At 43.8% G+C, this 19,204-nt stretch carries 18 protein-coding genes; 11 read left to right on the forward strand and 7 right to left on the reverse strand.

Annotated elements, in window-relative coordinates; genetic code table 11:
- Positions 1–177: 177 nt before the first annotated feature.
- Positions 178–1,611, reverse strand: coding sequence for a glyceraldehyde-3-phosphate dehydrogenase (locus L3V30_RS09190; RefSeq protein WP_006741169.1), 1,434 nt, complete (start codon positions 1,609–1,611; stop codon positions 178–180).
- Positions 1,612–2,226: 615 nt separating this feature from the next.
- Between L3V30_RS09190 and L3V30_RS09195 the strand changes: the two genes are divergently transcribed.
- Positions 2,227–4,863: an ATP-binding protein gene (locus tag L3V30_RS09195; protein ID WP_237308775.1), complete on the forward strand. Its 2,637-nt coding sequence runs from the start codon at positions 2,227–2,229 to the stop codon at positions 4,861–4,863.
- A 62-nt stretch (positions 4,864–4,925) separates the two neighbouring features.
- On the opposite strand, the gene L3V30_RS09200 is transcribed toward L3V30_RS09195, so the two are convergent.
- Positions 4,926–6,263 (reverse strand): MATE family efflux transporter, encoded by a 1,338-nt coding sequence (locus tag L3V30_RS09200; protein WP_065646232.1) that lies wholly within the window; start codon positions 6,261–6,263, stop codon positions 4,926–4,928.
- Between the two features lie 121 nt (positions 6,264–6,384).
- Positions 6,385–6,699, reverse strand: a complete 315-nt coding sequence (locus tag L3V30_RS09205; protein WP_005373603.1) for a DUF496 family protein — start codon at positions 6,697–6,699, stop codon at positions 6,385–6,387.
- Between the two features lie 220 nt (positions 6,700–6,919).
- Here L3V30_RS09205 and L3V30_RS09210 point away from each other — a divergent pair, with 220 nt between their 5' ends.
- The 8 genes from L3V30_RS09210 to L3V30_RS09245 all read left to right on the forward strand — a co-directional run bounded on the left by L3V30_RS09210 (position 6,920) and on the right by L3V30_RS09245 (position 15,178).
- Positions 6,920–7,144 (forward strand): hypothetical protein, encoded by a 225-nt coding sequence (locus tag L3V30_RS09210; protein WP_005397742.1) that lies wholly within the window; start codon positions 6,920–6,922, stop codon positions 7,142–7,144.
- A 165-nt stretch (positions 7,145–7,309) separates the two neighbouring features.
- Entirely contained in the window at positions 7,310–7,966 is a 657-nt protein-coding gene (locus L3V30_RS09215) for a YceH family protein (protein ID WP_237308776.1), read from the forward strand.
- On the forward strand, positions 7,963–8,283 hold the full coding sequence (locus L3V30_RS09220) for a GIY-YIG nuclease family protein (RefSeq protein WP_193448273.1): 321 nt from the start codon (positions 7,963–7,965) through the stop codon (positions 8,281–8,283). The genes L3V30_RS09215 and L3V30_RS09220 overlap by 4 nt, the downstream gene beginning before the upstream one ends.
- Before the next feature lie 320 nt (positions 8,284–8,603).
- Positions 8,604–9,701, forward strand: coding sequence for an autoinducer 2-binding periplasmic protein LuxP (locus tag L3V30_RS09225; RefSeq protein ID WP_005397733.1), 1,098 nt, complete (start codon positions 8,604–8,606; stop codon positions 9,699–9,701).
- A complete protein-coding gene (gene luxQ / locus L3V30_RS09230; RefSeq protein ID WP_237308777.1) occupies positions 9,701–12,277 on the forward strand; it encodes a quorum-sensing autoinducer 2 sensor kinase/phosphatase LuxQ in 2,577 nt (858 codons plus the stop codon). The genes L3V30_RS09225 and luxQ overlap by 1 nt, the downstream gene beginning before the upstream one ends.
- 301 nt (positions 12,278–12,578) lie before the next feature.
- The gene (locus tag L3V30_RS09235; RefSeq protein WP_237308778.1) at positions 12,579–13,034 is read left to right on the forward strand and encodes a MarR family transcriptional regulator; all 456 of its coding nucleotides are present in this window, start codon (positions 12,579–12,581) and stop codon (positions 13,032–13,034) included.
- 35 nt (positions 13,035–13,069) lie between these two features.
- Positions 13,070–14,128 (forward strand): HlyD family secretion protein, encoded by a 1,059-nt coding sequence (locus tag L3V30_RS09240; RefSeq protein WP_006741161.1) that lies wholly within the window; start codon positions 13,070–13,072, stop codon positions 14,126–14,128.
- Between the two features lie 12 nt (positions 14,129–14,140).
- The gene (locus tag L3V30_RS09245; RefSeq protein WP_046875880.1) at positions 14,141–15,178 is read left to right on the forward strand and encodes a DUF2955 domain-containing protein; all 1,038 of its coding nucleotides are present in this window, start codon (positions 14,141–14,143) and stop codon (positions 15,176–15,178) included.
- A 2-nt stretch (positions 15,179–15,180) separates the two neighbouring features.
- Here L3V30_RS09245 and L3V30_RS09250 read toward each other — a convergent pair whose 3' ends face one another.
- Positions 15,181–15,843, reverse strand: a complete 663-nt coding sequence (locus L3V30_RS09250; RefSeq protein ID WP_065646235.1) for a flagellar brake protein — start codon at positions 15,841–15,843, stop codon at positions 15,181–15,183.
- Positions 15,844–15,937: 94 nt separating this feature from the next.
- A complete protein-coding gene (locus tag L3V30_RS09255) occupies positions 15,938–16,864 on the reverse strand; it encodes a DMT family transporter (protein WP_237308802.1) in 927 nt (308 codons plus the stop codon).
- A 148-nt stretch (positions 16,865–17,012) separates the two neighbouring features.
- Between L3V30_RS09255 and L3V30_RS09260 the strand changes: the two genes are divergently transcribed.
- Together L3V30_RS09260 and L3V30_RS09265 are read left to right on the forward strand one after the other, a co-directional pair.
- Positions 17,013–17,468: an Lrp/AsnC family transcriptional regulator gene (locus tag L3V30_RS09260; RefSeq protein WP_031780652.1), complete on the forward strand. Its 456-nt coding sequence runs from the start codon at positions 17,013–17,015 to the stop codon at positions 17,466–17,468.
- A 5-nt stretch (positions 17,469–17,473) separates the two neighbouring features.
- Positions 17,474–18,097 carry a class I SAM-dependent methyltransferase gene (locus tag L3V30_RS09265; RefSeq protein ID WP_104972363.1) on the forward strand — a complete coding sequence of 208 codons (624 nt, stop codon included), beginning with the start codon at positions 17,474–17,476 and terminating at the stop codon, positions 18,095–18,097.
- Positions 18,098–18,121: 24 nt separating this feature from the next.
- Here the strand turns inward: L3V30_RS09265 and L3V30_RS24020 are convergent, their stop codons facing one another.
- Both L3V30_RS24020 and L3V30_RS09270 read right to left on the reverse strand, forming a co-directional pair.
- Positions 18,122–18,352: a hypothetical protein gene (locus L3V30_RS24020; protein WP_031780651.1), complete on the reverse strand. Its 231-nt coding sequence runs from the start codon at positions 18,350–18,352 to the stop codon at positions 18,122–18,124.
- A 271-nt stretch (positions 18,353–18,623) separates the two neighbouring features.
- Entirely contained in the window at positions 18,624–19,172 is a 549-nt protein-coding gene (locus L3V30_RS09270; protein WP_104970815.1) for an ATPase, read from the reverse strand.
- Positions 19,173–19,204: the final 32 nt, after the last annotated feature.

Raw genomic sequence — 19,204 nt, forward strand, 5'->3', positions numbered from 1 at the left:
TGATAGCCTTCACTTTGTCCGGAGAGTGTCAAATGAGCGAAATGAAAAAACGCCTGAGGGTGATCAGGCGTATAAACGGGGAAAAATATTAGTAATGCGCTTTGCGCTTATTATTTAGAACAAATATGAGATATTGTCCGTTACGCTATGTGGTTAACGTTGTGGAGCAAAGTTCACCTATCGAGGGAATGTTTGGTAACGAACACCCATCATTTGTTCCATACAGTGCACAACTTGGCAGCTGTAACCGAATTCGTTGTCGTACCAGATGTAAAGTACACAACGCTTGTCTTGTGCGATAGTCGCTTGACCATCTACGACGCCTGCATGGCGAGAGCCAACTAAGTCAGTTGATACAATTTCTGTTGAATCGGTGTAGTCAATCTGTGCCGAAAGCTCAGAGTTCAACGCCATTTCACGCAAGTAATCGTTCAGTGAATCACGGTCTACGTCTTCACCTAAGTTTAGGTTAGCGACTGCCATCGAAACGTTTGGTGTCGGTACGCGAATTGCGTTACCTGTTAGCTTACCAGCTAGCTCTGGCAGTGCTTTTGCTACTGCTTTAGCTGCGCCAGTTGAAGTTAGAACCATGTTCAGAGAAGCACTACGTCCACGGCGGTCACCAGAGTGGAAATTGTCGATCAAGTTTTGGTCGTTTGTGTATGAGTGCACGGTTTCGATGTGACCAGAAAGGACACCATATTTATCATTCAGCGCTTTAAGAACCGGCGTGATTGCGTTTGTGGTACAGCTCGCGGCAGAGATGATGGTGTCATCTTCTTGAATAACTGATTCATTTACACCGAATACAACGTTTTTGATATCGCCTTTACCTGGTGCCGTTAGCAGCACTTTCTCTGCACCTTGACACGCTAAGTGTTGGCTTAGGCCTTCAGAATCACGCCAAACACCTGTGTTATCAACAACAAGCGCGTTGTTAATACCGTAAGCAGAGTAGTCCACTTCGCTTGGATTGTTTGCGTAGATGATTTGGATGTAGTTACCGTTAACGATCAGAGCTTTACGTTCCTCATCGATCACAATGCTACCGTTGAACTGACCGTGGACTGAGTCACGACGCAGTAAGCTAGCACGCTTCTCTAAATCGCCTTTTTTACCGCCACGAACCACAATCGCTCGCAGTCGTAGTGGGTAACCTGGGCCACTTTTCTCGATTAGAAGGCGAGTTAGTAGTCGACCAATGCGACCAAAACCGTAAAGAACTACATCACGCGCTTTCAATGAAGAGTCTGCATCGCGTGCGCCATCAAGTGCAGTGATAAGGAAATCATTTAGAGAGGCAGTATCGTCATGTTCATTCCAGTACTTAGTTGCCAATTGGCCAACATCGACACGACACGAAGAAATGCTCATTTCACATAGCGCTTGAATGATAGGCATCGTGTGCTCAAGTGAGAGTGGGCTGCCTGTATAACGTCTTGCAACGCGATGAGTTTTGAGAATGTCTATAGTAGTAGCATTGATAAGCGTTTTACCAAACAGAACCACTTCGATTCCTTTTTGACGATATAGCTTACCAATTAGAGGGGAAATAGATTCAGCAATCGTTTGGCTAGTTTGCCAGTCTTGGAGATATTTCTCTGGACTCATTGTTGTATTAGACCTTTCACGTTTTGGGGGCTAACCATACTCTCTGCTGTTGCCTCTTCGGCAGCGTGCAAGAGTGTGGTGGGTTATGTAATCGGGTTGTAATAGTTATGTGTGCGGATTCTAAGGTCGGAGCCCTTATTCTGCTAGGAAAATTAAATCCAGTGTAAAACACTAGTTAAGGTCGTGTTAGTGGTGAATTAATGTGACTAAAGCGGTGGTTTTCACGTATTGACATTTAAAAAGTCATCCACTTTTTTCGCGATGATAATGTGTGTTTTCAAATTAGTTTTGTTGTCACTGTGAATTCGTTTGCATTTTTGTGTGATTTTCCTCGATAAGGCAACGAAATAGGTGAACATATGGTTTGGAATTTTATGAAAAGCGATGTGCATCTTAGGTATGAGTGAAACTTCACTGTTTGAACTCAGCTTGAAGATCAAAAAGTATGATTCGAGTCACAATTACCATTTCATTGACCGATGGCGAAATAAGCGGAATGACCATGGTTTTGGTAGGTGAATATTGTTTTAAAGTAACCATGTCGTATATGCCTTTCAATGCTAGAAACTAGTCTAGTATTAAATAATCGGATGAGATCAACCATTGGGCTGATGGATGTTGAGATTATCAATAAAAACACGCTTGGCACTCCTCGCACTATTACCCACGGTGGTGATAGTGGTTTTTGCAGTTCAGCAGTTTTCTGACAATGCGTTGCGCGTAAGCCGTCTCAATCAAACGGTAATCAATATCCAAGGTTTCCAGTTGATATCCCAAGCCTCTCATTTTATTTACTCCATAGAGAAAGCACGCCGCCAGCCTACGCTTCAAGCATCAGCCGCACTTAATATAGAAGAACAAAACGGTGTTATTTCTTCCATGCATCAAAAATTCGTCAGTAACCCCAATACCGCTGAATATGCTGATGAGCTGAAAGAGGCCATGCTAGGGGTATTATCCGGTAGGTTGGACGAGATGGATGACCTTGGCGATTGGGCATTTCAACTGCTTCAAAATATGTCGCGCTCTTTGCTACAAAATCATCAGTGGTATGGCAGTGAGGACGGTATTCGAATGCAGAATTTTATTGCTTACCTTGCTCAGCTGTCTTTTTGGACACAGAAAGAAGCCTGGTTGACGCATCGCCTAGTTCAAGATCCTAAGAGTCGGTTGAGTCAGAGTCTGTTTTTTCAGGCTATTGATCGACAGCAGCAAAATTTGGATGCGTTTTTAAATTTAGGAGGGTCATACGATCAAGTTGATAAACTGCTAGGCTTGTTTACGTCGCCCAGATATCAGAGAAATTTGGCATCTCGTGGGCGATTAATGTCAGGGGACATGTCACGTAGTGACTATGAAGCGTATTTGAGAGAACTCGATTTCCGTGTGCAACGCTTGCAAGTACTCATTGATGGGTTCACGAAACAAACAGAGCAATCGCTCCTAACACAAGTTCATGAACAAAAGACCAATATTGCGATGATTACCTCTGGCGTTATTTTGGTTATCGTCATGCTTTGCTGGCTTGGCTTTGGCACTTGGTTTCGGGTTAATAGCAAACTAGATGCGATTATTCATACCTTAACGGCGCTGATCAACGATGAAGAGAAACAGACGAAAGTCAAAGTCGATGGCAGTGATGAACTGACGATTTTCGCTCAGCAAGTGAATCGAGTGGTTGAAGAAAAGCAGAGACAAACAGACGAAATACTCCATGCTAAAGAGTCAGCAGTGTCTGCTAATCGCGCTAAATCAGTATTTCTTGCCAACATGTCGCATGAAATACGTACCCCCCTAAACGGTATTATGGGCATGACGGAGATACTCTCTCAAAGCGAGTTATCTTCCCATCAACAAGAAGTCGTTGATGACATTGACTCTTCATCTCAAACATTACTTACCTTGCTTAACGATATTTTGGATCTTTCTAAAATCGAATCTGGTCGACTGGAGTTGTCGCTAGTCGAGGCCGATATCCGAGAGGTGGTGTACCAGTCGATGGTTTTATTTCAATCCAAAGCCACATCTAAACAGCTAGAGCTGGGGATTAACTTAGCTGAAAACATTCCAACTCGAGTGATGGTTGATGATCATCGCATCAAGCAGGTCATCACGAATCTGGTATCGAATGCGGTCAAGTTTACCGAAAGCGGTCATATACGTGTTGATGTCAGTTATGACGAGTTACCTGAGAACGAGCGCGGAACGCTGATGTTTAAAGTCGAAGATACCGGGATAGGCATTGAACAAGATAAGTTAACGACGATTTTTGAACCCTTTACTCAGGAAGATGAAGGGGTGTCGAGGCAGTTCGGTGGAACGGGGCTGGGATTGGCAATTTGTCGTCAACTGGTATCCATGATGGGAGGGCAGCTTATAGCGACATCCACAAAAGGAGTGGGCACATGCTTTGAATTCTCTATTGAGGTTGACGTTATTCCGATGTTTGGCTGGCGCTCGGACGTGATAAATAAAGGGCTCTTGATCTGCACAAATTACGATTACGCTGATCAACTTTTGAAAGAGTGTCGATTAGCGAAAATCAATCTCTTTGGTGCGAATAATGTTAATGAAGTAAAAGCAATAAACGATGACTTTGATGTCATATTTCTGTGCCATAGTGACGACTCCAATACGGATGAAGCCTTAGATGAGTTGTCACTCAAGTATGATCTTCGTCGTGTGATTATTTGTCAGCATCATCTATCCACTCCCTACGACAATGCAGAAAGAGTACATGCTGTGCTCACATTGCCTTTTCTTGGCAATCGATTTAAGCATGTCATTGACGATTTAGCGAAGGTAGAAAAAACCATTTCAAGTGACGCTGTCACTAATAGTATTCCAAAGTCTGAATATCGAACGTCGCGCTCTCACAGGAGGATCTTAATCGCGGAGGATAACTTGATGAATCAGAAAATAGCGAGTTTCTTTCTGGATAAAGCAGGATATGACTATTTGATAACAAGCAATGGACAAGAAGCGTTGGAAGCCATCACAAAGGGAGAAGAATTCGATGCAATTTTAATGGATTGTATGATGCCAGTGATGGATGGACTGACCGCGACGAAAGAAATTCGTCGTTGGGAAAAGAAAGCCGGGCGTGAGAAAACGACCATTATTGCGCTCACCGCGAGTGTTTTGGAAGAAGACATTCACAACTGTTTTGCTGCAGGTATGGATGCTTATTTACCTAAGCCTTATAAATCGAATCAGCTATTTGAGCTCTTCAATGAATTAAAACTCGCCTAAATCGATAACATTTCAAGACGATAAAGCCCCAATCAAAGGGGCTTTATTTTAACCATGTATTGTTATGCGTTTGCTTGAGCGCCAGCGAGTTTACGTATGGTTTGTCGATAGGTTAGGTAAGCGGAAATGCCCGCCAGAATGTTGCCGATACAAGCTCCTAACAGTAGACCTCGGATTCCCCCCATTTGAGCGCCAACCCATAAGCAAGGAAGGAAAAAGACAAACAAGCGTAGCGCTGAAATGGTGAGCGCGGTGTAAGACTTACCTAATGCATTGCAAAGAGAAACCATCAACATACATACACCTAGTGAACCTAAGCTGATGGGAACAATCAGCAAATGCATTTCTAATACTTGCTCTACTTGAACATCGCTGGTCATCAGTAGTGCAAGTGGGTTTGCGACGGCAAACGTAATGGCTGCGATCAAAAGTTGAAAGCCCAGAATGAATTTTACGGCAATACTGACTAGCGATTGGATATCTTGGTAGTTCTTTGCGCCAAGTAAGCGCCCGACCATTGGGGGCATAGACATTGTCAGCGCTAACACCGAAACGATAGCAAAGAATTCGTAGCGTGAACCGAGCGCCCAAGCGGCGACTGCGGCGGTCCCGAAGCTTGCCAATAACTTTGTTGCTAACATGGACGACAACGGAGGCAGCAGTTGGCTGATCATCGCAGGTCCCATGATGTTGCCGATAGACGCAACACTTTTAGCTACGTTGAGGTCTTGCCACTGCGTTGTTGCCCAGTGATTCTTCTTTACGCGAGGCGCGACGACTAAAATACCAAACCCAAAAGCAACGATGGTTGCTATTGCGGCTCCGTTAATACCCAAGTCAAACGTAAAAATAAATAGTGGATCGAGCACAAGGTTCACACCGCTGGTCACCATCATCATTGTGCCAGGCAACATGGTGTTGCCGTTAGCTCGGCAAATACTGTAGTAAAAATATAAAACCGCGCCAGTCCATGAACTTAGCAGCCACCAAGGCCAGTAGCTGTCGATAATCGGCATCACAGACTCTGGAGCACTTAATAGAGATAAAATGGGGTAGCGCAAAAGCCAAATTAGCCCTCCAAAAACGGCTACACCGATTGAGCCAATCATCAAAACTAAGCCACCGAGCTGTTTGGCATAACGACTTTCATTCGCACCAAGCGCTTTAGAAATGACAGCGGTCGTGGCGATACCTAAACCGACTTGAATGCCGATAATGACCATTTGCAACGGAAGAGTAAAACCTTGAGCGGCCAAAGGTAAAACGCCGAGCTGACCGATAAACGCACTATCTACAAGCTGAAAGCTCATTAAAGATAGAACGCCAAATAGCATTGGCCAAGTCATCGTAAATAATTGTTTTGCAAGTGTTGGTTGTGTACTTGTCGTAGTTGAGGACATAGAAAGCTGAATGCGTTAGGAATAAGAGTTGGATTGATTGTACACGGCGCTTAGTTTAGAGACAAAAATAAACCCCGAGGAAGGTAGCCTTACTCGGGGTTGAAAAATCTAGCTTACGTGTTTATTTTTTGCCGCTAGTTTGCTTGTCTTCTTCAGTCAGTTCACGAATACGACGGCTGATGTCACGACGTGCTTTAGAGATTTCTGCACTTTTGATGATGTGGTCATCAACACGATCTTCGTAGTCTGCTTTCATATTTTTGATGATTGCGACGATTTCATCGTGAGTCATTTCTGGTTTGATGTAATCTAGAAGGTTTTCTAGAAGGTCAACACGTTTGCGGTTATCACGAACTTTCTTTTCGTTATCAAGCAGCTCACGTTTTAGTTTGTTTTTACGACGAGCTTGGTTAACGATTTCAAATACGCTACTCATAGTTCTCTTTCCTAATTTTATGAATATCTCCCTCGATTAAAGCACAACATCCAGTGGCATAACAGTCTTTAGATCAATCACAATGCAGAGTTGAACATTTCTCAACCAATTGCGATGTGTCTACATAATCACGCTTCTTTAATCGAGTTTTGGGCAACATCGTAGAATCCATCGATGCATTGTCATAACGTGGCCTTCACTATATTATCAACACCATTGAATGCAAAATGATGAACTTGATATGGACTCTGGGAACACTGCGGAGCAAGTAAGTAGTCAAGATAATGAGCAAGCCACTCGCTCTGTGGCTGAAAAGTTAAAAACAGCGTATATCAACGCTCGCGAGCAACTCGAAATCATCGAAGTTGAGCTGAATCGTTCAAAAATCATGATGGTTGATCAAGATGGCAATTTGACGAAAGTGCCAATTCTCTCGGAGCATTGATACCTGACCCGATTCGCAAAGGGTGCCAGGTCTTGCGCTATGCTTTAGCCTGACACCGACACCTGAATCGTTAACGCTTCTTGCATCTCTTTGCCAATGTATGATGCATGATTTCGAAGCGATTTAGGTACCAAGTCAAATGCAAAAATAATAAGGAAATGCATTATGAAAGTTGAGCTAACGGCAATTGAAGCACGAGTCATTGGTTGCTTGATCGAAAAAGAAGTCACCACCCCAGATCTTTACCCCCTCAGCCTAAACGCTTTAACCAACGCGTGTAATCAAAAAAGCAACCGTGATCCCGTAATGTCGCTCTCTGAGTCAGACGTTCTCGATGCCGTTGATGCTCTAATTGAGCGTAGGCTCGTCAGTGACGAAAGTGCGTTTAACAGCCGTGTTAGCAAGTATCAGCACCGTTTCTGTAATACGGAGTTTGGTGATTTAAAACTGACAGAACAAGAGAAGGGAATCGTGTGCTGTATGCTTTTGCGTGGTGCTCAAACGCCTGGGGAAATTCGCACTCGTACCAATCGTCTCGCGACATTTCATGATGTAAAAGAAGTTGAAACGGTTCTGGAGCACTTAGCAAGCGAAGACAAAGGGCCATTAGTGGTCAAGTTACCGCGTGAAGCCGGAAAGCGAGAGTCACGCTATATGCATTTGTTCTGTGGCGGCGTTGACGTCTCTGAGCTTGCAGCGCCAGCGCCAGTGTCAGCGGCTGGCTCTAATTCTGATCGAGTCAGCCAGCTAGAGCTCGAAGTTGCTCAGCTTAAAGAAGAGCTCGATGAACTCAAAGCTAAGGTCGAGTCACTACTTTCATGATTGAAAATACAGCGCAGCGTTGGAGTGTCTATTTGATACGAAATAACCGCAATGCGCTGTATTGCGGTGTCACAAACAATGTTGAGCGAAGATTCAATCAGCACCAAACGGGCAAAGGAGCGAAAGCTTTAAAAGGAAAAGGTCCCTTGGTATTGGAGTGGTCTTCGGATTTTGATTCAAAGACGCTTGCCATGCGGGCTGAGTATTATATTAAGCAACTAACAAAAGCTAAGAAAGAGCTGCTCGTTATGTCAAAAGCAAGTATTGTCGTTGATGAAAATCAGCAGATGATGTTAGAAATGGCTTTATCGAAATAAGCGTTCGCGACATGCCGAATAACAAAGAAACCGTCCACAGAGGCGGTTTCTTTTTAGTTTTGGAGTACCATGTAAGAACAAACTGACGCATAATGGGTTGGTGTTCTGTTTAAACACTCAGAGTATGAAAAGGAGAAATGATATTTTGTGACCTTGCAATTAGGTACACAATAAACGTTTATTCGTTCCAACTCAGACTAAGAACCAATTTATTATTGAAACAGGCACTCAGAGGAAGGTAGATTACAAGAGTAAAGGATGACTCGGCTAGGTAACGAATAGAGCTGAAAAAGGCTCATAAAAAGCTAAAAGAGCAGTAGATGAAAAAAGCGTTAGTATTCTCCCTGATGTCAATGGCCACTGTCGCGCCGATAGCGCAAGCCACTCAAGTCCTCAATGGGTATTGGGCATATCAAGAATTTTTAGACCAGTTTCCAGAACAGAAGCAGTTAACGAATGCGTTGGCTGACGCCGTGCGAGAGACTCCTGTTCCGGTTGAAAGAGACAAAAAGCGTCCGTTAAAAATTTCTGTGGTTTATCCAGGCCAACAGATTTCGGATTATTGGATTCGAAATATAGACGCATTTGAACAGCGTTTAGATAAACTCGATATCGACTATCAACTTAATCAAGTATTTACCCGTCCCAACGCAGATATTAAGCAACAAAGTTTGTCTTTAATGGAAGCGCTGAAGAGCAACTCCGATTATCTGATTTTCACTCTCGATACCACTAGGCATCGTAAGTTTGTTGAACACGTCTTAGACTCAAAGAAAACCAAGTTGATCTTACAAAATATCACTACACCGGTAAGAGATTGGGAGGATCACCAACCGTTCCTTTATGTTGGTTTTGATCATGCTGAAGGCAGCCGTGAGCTTGCCGTGGAGTTTGGTAAGCGTTTTCCAAAACAGAGCCATTATAGTGTGCTCTACTTTTCAGAAGGGTATATCAGCGATATCAGAGGCAATACCTTTATCAATCAAGTCAACCGTGATAACAACTTTGAACTACAATCTGCTTACTATACCAAAGCGACAAAGCAGTCTGGGTATGAAGCAGCAAAAGCGAGTTTGGAAAAATACCCTGACGTCGATTTTATTTATGCGTGTTCTACAGATGTGGCGCTAGGGGCTGTTGATGCGCTGAAAGAATTAGGGCGTGAAGATGTCATGATCAACGGCTGGGGTGGCGGCTCTGCAGAATTAGAAGCGCTTTCGAAAGGGGAGTTAGACGTTACTGTTATGCGTATGAACGATGATACTGGCATTGCAATGGCAGAAGCGATTAAGTGGGATCTTGAAGGGAAACCCGTTCCAACCGTTTATTCTGGTGATTTTGAAGTCGTCACGAAATCTGATTCTCCAGAAAGAATTGAAGCATTAAGAAAACGCGCATTTAGATACTCAGACAATTGATGACAACTACATCAAAAACAAGAAAGCGTCGCTCATTGTCGACGCTTATTACGAAAATAATCATTCTCGTACTTGCTCCGATCATTTTAGGCATCTTCGTTCAGAGTTATTACTTCTCGAAGCAAATTATTTGGCAAGAAGTGGATAGAACTAAGCAACAGACGTCAGCGCTGATTCTTAATATTTTTGATAGCCATTTTGCTGCGATTCAGATTCATCACAACAGTAACTCGAAGAGTGATGTTGTTTTAGATTTTTATACAGAACGGGATGAAGAAGCTCTCAATTACTTTTTCATGAGTATTGACCAGAGTGATCCTTCTCATACGCCAGAGTTTCGCTTTCTCACCGATCATCAAGGCATTATTTGGGACGATGGGAATGCGCATTTCTATGGCATCAATAACTTGATTCTCAATGATCTCGCGAGCCAAGTGACTTTTAGCAACAATTGGTATTACCTTCCTTCACATACCCCAATGGGAACTCGCCATCTGTTACTGCGTCGTGTACCGGTTTTACAACCTAAAACCGGTGAAGTGATGGGGTATTCTTACAATGTTGTTGTTCTAGATAACAACTTCGGGTTGATGGAAAGACTAAAAAACGAAGGGAACGTTGATAATGTTGTTTTGGTGGCCAACGATACGCCACTAGCTAGCTCACTAGTCGGAGATGAAGCGTACAAGATATTTGATGTTCTGAAGCGGCGAGAGTCTCAGCAAAAGCTTGACCAGTTGTTGATCATTAAAACCCCTATCGAAGTCAATGCTGCCACGACGGATTTGTGTTTACTAACCGTGCAGGACAATCAGAGTGTTGTGACGCTGCAAATCCAGCACCTTTTAGCGATGCTGGCTTCGGTTATCGGGATGGTGATGATTGCGTTGATGACCAAAGAGTGGATTGAGAATCGAGTTGTCGAAGAGCTTGGCTCGTTGATGGCATACACTCGTTCGGCTCGTGAAGAAAAAGGGTTCGAACGGTTTGGCGGGTCGGATATCGAGGAGTTCGATCATATTGGTTCGACACTAGAAAACACCTTTGAAGAGCTGGAAGCGCAAAAGCGTTCATTCCGCGATCTGTTTAACTTTGCGTTATCGCCGATTATGGTGTGGTCAGAGTCTGGTGTACTCATCCAAATCAACCCGGCAGCCCGCAAAGAATTGGTCATGGAAAACGACATTGAAACCATGCACCCAGTGTTTAAAGGCTTCAAAGAAAAGTTGATGCCGCACCTGCGAATGGCAGCTCAAGGAGCCACGTTAACTGGCGTCAATGTACCAATTGGAGACAAGGTATATCGCTGGAACTTATCGCCGATTCGAGTTGACGGTGATATCAGCGGTATCATTGTTCAAGGTCAGGATATTACGACGCTTATTGAAGCGGAAAAACAAAGTAACTTGGCACGTAAAGAGGCAGAAAAATCCGCCCAAGCACGTGCCGATTTTCTGGCTAAAATGAGCCATGAAATCCGAACGCCAATCAATGGCATTCTAGGAGTTGCTCAATTATTAAAAGACTCTGTCGAAACGGAAGAACAGAATAACCAAATTGACGTACTTCGACATAGTGGTGAGCACTTACTTGCTGTTTTGAATGATATTTTGGATTTTTCGAAGATTGAGCAGGGTAAGTTTAATATTCAAAAGCACCCGTTTTCTTTCACTGACACGATTCGAACGTTAGAAAACATTTATCGTCCAATTTGCGAAAATAAAGGCGTTAACCTCGTCATTGAAAACAAGATTGATCCCAATGTTGAAATCTTTACTGACCAAGTTCGTCTGAACCAAGTTTTATTCAACTTAGTCAGTAACTCAGTTAAGTTTACCCCCTCGGGCAGCGTACGCTTGCATGCGGAACTAGAGCAGTTCTACGGCGCCGAAAATAGTGTGTTGGTAGTGGAAATTACGGATACGGGCATCGGCATAGAGCCCGATAAGCTCGACCAAATGTTCGAACCTTTCGTTCAAGAGGAAGCAACGACCACTCGAGAATACGGTGGCAGTGGCTTGGGACTGGCCATTGTGAAAAGCCTCGTCGATATGCTGGAAGGTGACGTTCAAGTACGCAGTCAAAAAGGTTTGGGTACGACCTTTGTTATTACAATGCCGGTGAAAGATCGTGAGCGAGTGCTCACCCCTCTTGATTCAAGCTTGAGAGTTAAACCTGGTGAGTTATTCGCAGAGAGTCTAAAAGTACTGTTGGTAGAAGATAACCATACTAATGCTTTCATTCTCAAAGCATTTTGTAACAAGTACAAAATGCAGGTTGATTGGGCAAAAGATGGATTGGAAGCGATGGAGTTCTTAAAAGATCATACTTACGATTTGATTTTGATGGACAACCAACTGCCGCATCTTGGAGGAATTGAAACAACCAAAGAGATCCGACAGAAGCTGAAGTTAGGCACGCCAATTTATGCTTGTACTGCCGATACGGCGAAAGAAACCAGTGATGCGTTTATGGAGGCGGGCGCGAATTACGTATTGCTCAAACCGATTAAAGAAAATGCGCTGCATGAAGCCTTTGTTGACTTCAAGCAGCGATTCTTAATTGAACGAACGTGATGAACTCATTCGCTATGAGCCTTAATTGATAATTCAATCGCTCACTAAACCGAAAAGCATAACGCCATAACTTAGGGTTGTGCTTTTTTTGTATCTCAATGCTTCACTTGTTGATAAGCCAGGAGTGCTGATATCACCTTTAGTGTCGTATATCACTACTATTCAACCCAAGTACTACGTTGCGTTACGCAAACTTGTTCCCCAATAGCATATTCTATGTGATTTAAATCACAAAAACTTATTTACTTAGCGTGCTAACTATTTTATATTACTTAGCAAGCTAAGTAATTGAGTAGATCTTATGATTCAAGATATCAACAGTTTGCGCGACCTTTCTCTGGCTGAAAAGTTATCTCGTGTTGCCCGTTTGTGGAAAATGGTTGCAGATCGCGAGTTGGAGCCTTTAAACCTGACGTACCCGCGTTGGACTGCGTTATGGAAACTTTATCGAATGGGCGACAACGTTAGTCAGAAGCATTTGGCTGAAGCGCTTGAGATTGAGTTGGCATCGCTGATGCGCACATTAAAGCTATTAGAAGAGCAATCTCTGATCACTCGCCATTGCAGTGAGCATGACAAGCGAGCACGTATTGTTAGCCTTACAGAAGAAGGTAAAACCCTACTCAAGCAAATGGAGACTCGAATTCTTCAAGTACGGAGCAAGCTACTGACGGAAATCAATGACCAAGAGCTTCAAAAGCTTTCATTGATCCTAGATCAGATTGCTCAAAATGCACTTGATTCACTTAGCGAATAAGTCAGAAACCCGAATTAAAAGAGAAGTAAACGCCTATGACTCCAGATCAAAAATTCGCACGTTGGATCAAGTATTCTTGCGTCGCGTTTGTCCTTGTCTTTGCCTATTTTCTAGTCGCAGATCTCGCCATGCCATTGACGCCTCAGGCAATGGCAACGCGAGTGGTAACTAAAGTAGCTCCCCGTGTGAGCGGACAGATTACGCATCTTTATGTTGCCAACAACCAAGAAATAAGCCAAGGCGATCTACTATTCCAGATTGATCCACAGCCTTATCAGCTCGCCGTAGAAAAGGCTCAACTTAACCTTGAGCGTGTGATTCAAAATAATGAACAGCTTGATGCCTCTATTGCAGCAGCAAAAGCGGACGTTGAAGCAAGCAAAATTGTCGCCGAGCAAAAAGTTCGCGAAGCCAAACGTCTTGATACATTGTTTCATCGCAATGGCACCTCGCAACAACAGCGTGATGACGCACAAAGTAGTGCAACGGCAGCCAGAGCAAACTTACTGGCCGCGCGCGCTCGTTTAAAAGAGTTGGAAGTAAACCGAGGCGATTTAGGTGCAACGAATGTAAATATCCGCGTGGCACAAAACCAGCTAAAACAAGCGGAACTTAATCTGTCTTACACTAAAGTAATTGCTGAACATGATGGCGTTGTCGCTAACTTGCAGCTGGAAACGGGTGCCTATGCGGCAGCTGGTACGCCTCTTGTGGCTTTAGTCTCGGATGACGTGGATATTATTGCCGACTTTCGTGAAAAGAGTCTGCGACACTTCAATCAGAACAGTCGGGCGTTAGTGGCCTTTGATAGCTTGCCAGGTGACGTATTTGAAGCTCGTATTACGAGTGTGGATGCAGGGGTAAGCTCAGGCCAGTTTGATGCAGATGGCCGCTTAGCGACACCGACAGACTCAAACCGTTGGGTGAGAGACGCGCAGCGTTTACGTTTACATTTAGCTATCGATGAACCTCAACAGCGCGCATTTCCGGCCGGGGCTCGTGCGACTGTGCAACTGTTGCCAGAAAACTCGTTATCTGGCTGGTTAGCGAGATGTCAGATCCGATTTTTGAGTCTTCTTCATTACATTTATTAACGGGGAGGCGATATGAAGTTATGGGATCATCCCATGTCTGAAAACGACTTCCGTCAGTGTTTGCGCATTGCAACTGGCGCGACCATTGGCTTCACCTTATGTAAGGTCTTTGGCTGGAATTATGGCGTATTTTTTACCGTAACACCGATGTTGTTACTTGGAATGGTACCAGTCATGAGCCTGCATGCTGCACGACAGCTGATTTTTTCAGCGGTCGTATGCGGATTGGAGGTCGGTATTCTTGGTGGGCTATTTGGTGGACATCCTGGCATGATGACGATCATCGCCTTCGGGTTGTTTTTGTATAAGTTCGCCTGTATGTCAAAAGGGAGCTTATTCCTGTTTGGGGCAAATAGCGTGCTGAGCTTGAGCATCATGCTGCATTTTGCGAGTTATCCAACAACCGACTTAAATGATCTAATATTCAGCAACTTACAAGCGAACGTTATTTCAGTGATCGTGGCCTACGTCGTGACATTTTTGATCCCTGATGCAGAGCCTCGTCAGCCACCGGCAAAACCATCTCAGCCTAAACAGAGTCACCGCATGCGTCATGAAGCCCTTATGGGGGCGAGCATCGCTACAATGTCTTTCCTTGTATTCCAGCTATTTGACCTCAGTGATTCTATGTCCGCTCAGGCGACAACCTTGCTTTTATTGTTTCCTATGCATTGGAACGGTGCTTTAGGGTATGCGCGCAAAAGAGCAATGGGGACCTTGATGGGGGTAACCTTTGGTATTGCTGGGCAGCTCGTACTATACGATTGGTCGGATACCTTGCTGTTTATCGTCCCATTGCTGTGGATTGGCGCGATGATGTTCAGCTATATGCATGTAAAAGAGTCTAGTGGGTCAGGAGCTGGGTTTGGCGGATTAACTACATTAGGTATTTTATTTGGCCAATACCTTACTCCGGATGGCGATTTAATGTTCAGCGCGCTGTATCGCGTGAGTAGTATTTTGTTTGCTATTGTTGTCACTCTGCTCGTGACCTATGCGGTGCACAGAGTGCTCAACAGCTTTGAGGCGACGCGCTTTAGCCAGCAGTAAGTTCAGACGTTACTGGTTAGAAAGGACTGCTCCAGTAACTCTGTTTTTAGCTCGTGACTCATCGCTATTGGGCTTTCAAACTTAATTCCTATTACCCAGCCTTTCACCAACTTCTTAATGTTGGCAATGACACACCGATTTTCTTCTCCGATATAGTGACTTAGAGAAGAGTCGATAGTGACACTTTCACCAACGTTGAATTCTGGCTCTATAAAGGTTGAGATACCAATACCTGCCAGTGAGAAGTCGATAAGGCTACCGTCGTAAACATTCCCCGCGTGAACAATCTTACAATCCATTTGCAGCTTATATCGTTCGTGTTCCCGGACTGGTTTGGTTGCAAATGTTCCTGGAATTCGAATAAATAAAAGGGGCGAAGGACGAACCGCAGTTGTTAGAACACTGGATTTAAATGCAATGACATGGCCTAACTCCGTATCTGATACACCACGCACGATGACATCGGCGTTTGGGAGTTTTCTCATCACTTGCTCTTCAAGCAAACGCATCGGTATATCAAGAATCAAATACGCGTTCTCTTTCATCCCAAGATAGGTGGTGGAATACGTATACTGGTCCTTAGGCCCAAACTCGAAATTAGTCGAAAGTTTCATTCCCGGTTTGAGGAATCTATGCAGTTCATCTTTAGTATGAGTGGCAGGCATTACATTGGCGTTTTAATTATTGGTTAAATCGAGGCTATCAAAACGCCATTTTGTTATTCAAGATAGTAGGACAAAAGTTTTTGTAAAATTATCGCTATCTGTGAAGTGGTGGGCGATAAGTTTGGCTCATTCCATCTTTCATAAAGATTTGGCTTGCCACAATACTGCCGCAGGTTACCAGCATCAGCGCTAACCAAGTAAGTGAATCTGGTTGTTCACCAAAAATTGGAACGGCAAGAAGTGTCGCTACGACTGGAGTTAATGACCCAAAAGCAGCACTGGCTTCGGCGCCAATAATTCGGATTGCATAGATAAAGGTAAAAGAGGCGATTAAGCCTGCGCCGACACCTTGCAACATCGCGTGGCCAAATAATTCTTCCCACGGCCACTGACTGATCGGCGTTATCGCTAGGTAACTATCTACCCATCCGAAGCCAACCGCAATGATGAGCAGTGCCAAAGACGCGATTGCAACGAATCCAGCACAGACATGCGCATTAAGGTTAGCAACACGAGCACTGATGGTGAAAACAGCCCACATAATGCTACCGGTTAGAAACAAGATGTGGCCTTGTAATTGAGGCCAGTTGTACTCTGCACCGCTATTAGAAAGAAGGAATACAAAAATCCCTAACAACACCGTAGAAAGCCCGATTAAGCGGTGAGCACTCAGCGACTGTTGATAGCACAACACCGCGATAGCAGAAACAAACAATGGCAAAGTGCCAGGTACTAATGCACTGCCGTGCGCCACGGGAGCGAAGTGCATAGCTGTGCCGACAACTAGCAGGTAGGGCAGGCCACTCCCTACCACAACACCAGTTAGGTATCGTTTAGGCACGACGCGAAGCGCCTGCTTATGCTTAATCACAAATGGTGATAGAATTAAACTTGGGATTAGAAAGCGAACTAACGCGATATCGGCTGGCTGCAAGTTAGAAATTGCGCCCCCTTTTAAAGAAATAAAGAAACCAGACCAAAGCAGTAAGGTCGTTAATATAGCTGCGTATCCCAAGATCATTGTCGGCATGTCCATTTGTAAATGATGTGTTAATTGTTGAATAAAACTCGTGCCAAAGGGAGGCAAAATTTGACGTAATTAAGCTTGATGTTGGTGATAAAGCGCGTATAAATGTCAATTGTTAGTGATTATTGGCATGGAAGGAAAAATGGACAAAATTGACAGGCAACTGATCAACTTGATGCAGAAGGATGCAACCCTGACTACGGCAGAGCTCGCTGACAAAGTAGGATTATCGGCATCACCTTGTGCAAGACGCATTAAGCGTTTAGAGCAGGAGGGCGTAATTAGCGGTTATCGAGCCATTGTGTCCAGAGACACGGTGGGTATTGCGATGACCGTATTTGTTGAAGTCAGTTTGAACAACCACCAAGCTTCTTCGATTGATGAATTTGAACATGCTGTTGTTGAAATGGACGAGGTGATCTCGTGCCATGTTGTATCAGGGGCTTATGATTATTTGTTAGAAGTGGTCAGCAAAGATCTCGCTGGCTATGAAACATTCACTAGAAAGCTACAACGATTAGAAAACGTAAAAGATATCCATACGCACTTGGCGATTAGACAAGTGAAAGGAAATGGAAGCTTGCCGATTTATGCATAAGAAAGATGAAATTTCTCGATAGACTTAAGATTGCTCACTATCACCGAAAGCGATACCGACAGTTCGGTACAGACAGAGCGCGAACGCTGGGATGGAGAGATAAGTACAGCCAAATCAGTCGATTTGAAGCCTTGTGCCGTGGGTTAACGTTAGACGGTTCAAGTCTTTTAGATATTGGGTGCGGCTACGGAGACTTATTAGCGTTTATTGAGTTCAACAATCTGCGCCCCCAAAGTTATATTGGCATTGATCAGCAAAAACAGTTTATCTCTGAGGCCAGAAAGCGGGACTTTCGTACTCAAAGTGAGTTCGTATGCGGTGACTTTTCAACGTTGCTATTGCCCCGTAGTGATTATGTCTTTGCTTCTGGATCATTGAATTATCAATCCGCGAATCCAAATCATACCATTGAGATGATCGAGAAAATGTACCGGGCCGCAGAGAAAGGGTGCGTGTTTAACTTATTGGATGAAGAAAAGCTGCCGAGCATGAGAATGCTCGCATCGCATAATAAAGTTGGGGTGTTACGCTATTGCCGATGGCTATGTCCAGACGCACAATTGATCGAGGGTTATTCCGATCACGACTTTACGATCGCGATGATCAAAAAAGCGGAATCAGTTTCCTAACTCCGCCTTATAAATTCTTAAGCCTTATTGGTGCTTGTATTGTGAGATTTCACAGTTACCTGTGTATCTATCAACCTTGAATGAGAACGCAGCTGAATGGTATTCCCTCCCATCACTCCAAATTGTTTCTCCGAAGATTTTACAAAGGTCCAAATCGCTGATTGAACCAAACTCTTTTACGTGCCTAACTACTGACAAAAACTTGGCTTTGGTAGCATTAGGACAGTCCCTGTTACTTAATCGATTGATAACCATGGTTGTAGCATCATCTCCAGCCAAATGTGACTTTTTATTAAATTTTATTAATGGGTAAATTAACCAAAAATTGGCCATAAGTAAAGCATTATTGTGACGTATGTCTCTATAAGTTGCCTCTCTTGGTCATGGTTTAGTCAAGTTTGTAAAAGGGAACAGTCCCATTTTTTACATATAACGTTGGGATCACTAAAAGAGGGAATTAAAGCACGAATAACGTCCAATATTGGAGTGAAAACCCGACATCGTCTTTTCAAAACGGGCTCGATTTTTACCTCGAAACATCTTGAGCGTATTGAAGCGATCTCGCTTCTTTATCATAGAGTTGCGCTAGTGCTTGGTACTGTGAAGAAAGGCGTTTGTAATCCTCGGCAAGTTGCAAAGCGTTGGTGTTATACCACTCCGCAGTGATTTGGTTGGCAGTTTCGTTTGACTCACGGCACTTTTGGGCAAGTTTCTTCCATCCATTTGCTGACCATTGAGATTGTGTGCTCAATTTAATCAACTCATTAGCTTTAGTCGTGAGTTCTTCTTTATATTGAATGGAGGCCTTTAATTGAGTTTTGAACGCATTTTGGTTCGAGCGGGCGCGCCAAAGTAACACGAGTTCATGTAGGGAAAAGGTTTGGGACAATAACTGGCGCTGCTTATGTTCGGCTAAAAGTGCATTGAATACCTCAACATGCTTATTGTAATTGGACTCTAAACGATTGAATTGGGTAAGATTGTCATTCCACGACGACGGGTTACATTGAATATTGGCGTGCCCCATAATGGGGAACAGAAGAAACAACAGTATCCAATTGAGTTTGTTGATCATTATTGCTCGCGTTAGTTGACCGACCCTTTTGA

It is taken from the genome of Vibrio sp. A1-1 (assembly GCF_021728175.1).
GTDB classification, from domain to species: Bacteria; Pseudomonadota; Gammaproteobacteria; order Enterobacterales; family Vibrionaceae; genus Vibrio; species Vibrio diabolicus.

Coding starts and splice junctions, on each gene's coding strand:
- L3V30_RS09190 (WP_006741169.1), bottom strand. CDS start 1,611: ATGAGTCCAGAGAAATATCTCCAAGACTGGCAAACTAGCCAAACGATT.
- L3V30_RS09195 (WP_237308775.1), top strand. CDS start 2,227: ATGTTGAGATTATCAATAAAAACACGCTTGGCACTCCTCGCACTATTA.
- L3V30_RS09200 (WP_065646232.1), bottom strand. CDS start 6,263: ATGTCCTCAACTACGACAAGTACACAACCAACACTTGCAAAACAATTA.
- L3V30_RS09205 (WP_005373603.1), bottom strand. CDS start 6,699: ATGAGTAGCGTATTTGAAATCGTTAACCAAGCTCGTCGTAAAAACAAA.
- L3V30_RS09210 (WP_005397742.1), top strand. CDS start 6,920: ATGCAAAATGATGAACTTGATATGGACTCTGGGAACACTGCGGAGCAA.
- L3V30_RS09215 (WP_237308776.1), top strand. CDS start 7,310: ATGAAAGTTGAGCTAACGGCAATTGAAGCACGAGTCATTGGTTGCTTG.
- L3V30_RS09220 (WP_193448273.1), top strand. CDS start 7,963: ATGATTGAAAATACAGCGCAGCGTTGGAGTGTCTATTTGATACGAAAT.
- L3V30_RS09225 (WP_005397733.1), top strand. CDS start 8,604: ATGAAAAAAGCGTTAGTATTCTCCCTGATGTCAATGGCCACTGTCGCG.
- luxQ (WP_237308777.1), top strand. CDS start 9,701: ATGACAACTACATCAAAAACAAGAAAGCGTCGCTCATTGTCGACGCTT.
- L3V30_RS09235 (WP_237308778.1), top strand. CDS start 12,579: ATGATTCAAGATATCAACAGTTTGCGCGACCTTTCTCTGGCTGAAAAG.
- L3V30_RS09240 (WP_006741161.1), top strand. CDS start 13,070: ATGACTCCAGATCAAAAATTCGCACGTTGGATCAAGTATTCTTGCGTC.
- L3V30_RS09245 (WP_046875880.1), top strand. CDS start 14,141: ATGAAGTTATGGGATCATCCCATGTCTGAAAACGACTTCCGTCAGTGT.
- L3V30_RS09250 (WP_065646235.1), bottom strand. CDS start 15,843: ATGCCTGCCACTCATACTAAAGATGAACTGCATAGATTCCTCAAACCG.
- L3V30_RS09255 (WP_237308802.1), bottom strand. CDS start 16,864: ATGATCTTGGGATACGCAGCTATATTAACGACCTTACTGCTTTGGTCT.
- L3V30_RS09260 (WP_031780652.1), top strand. CDS start 17,013: ATGGACAAAATTGACAGGCAACTGATCAACTTGATGCAGAAGGATGCA.
- L3V30_RS09265 (WP_104972363.1), top strand. CDS start 17,474: ATGAAATTTCTCGATAGACTTAAGATTGCTCACTATCACCGAAAGCGA.
- L3V30_RS24020 (WP_031780651.1), bottom strand. CDS start 18,352: ATGGTTATCAATCGATTAAGTAACAGGGACTGTCCTAATGCTACCAAA.
- L3V30_RS09270 (WP_104970815.1), bottom strand. CDS start 19,172: ATGATCAACAAACTCAATTGGATACTGTTGTTTCTTCTGTTCCCCATT.